The organism is Bifidobacterium jacchi (genome assembly GCF_009078285.1).
Lineage (GTDB): Bacteria > Actinomycetota > Actinomycetes > Actinomycetales > Bifidobacteriaceae > Bifidobacterium > Bifidobacterium jacchi.
Window position 1 is genome coordinate 16,060 of record NZ_RQSP01000046.1, and the last position, 470, is coordinate 16,529.

The following is a 470-nucleotide window of genomic DNA, read 5'->3' on the forward strand; positions in this document are numbered from 1 at the left end:
GGGGCTTGAGGTGGGGAGGATTGGATGCTGGCGACTGGTTACTGAGGTGACTGGAAGCTGGTGACTGGTTACTGAGGTGACCGGCTACTGGTGGCTAGCAACTGAGTCGACTGGGCGACTGAGGAGTTTTCGGCCGCACTTCGTTAGCGCAAGTATATTTCGGAAAGATCCTTGAGCTCGTGGAATCCTTGCGCAAACCGGTGTCTTAGCGCAAGGATTATTACCGGCAGATTCTACGTTCCGTCCCACAAAACACCCACAGGCCAGTGGGACGCAATGCATTTCAGGGCCTATTCCGCGTTCCGTCCCACGGCTTGCCCACCGTCACAGCGAACATTCAGACAGTATTCAGGCAAAAACGTTGGGGCGCAGCGGATCGCGAACGCCAGAGCAACACCGGACCCGTTGAGAACCCCACGCGCGTGGGATGCAACGAAAAAACAACGGCCAATCGCGTTCCGTCCCAAAAT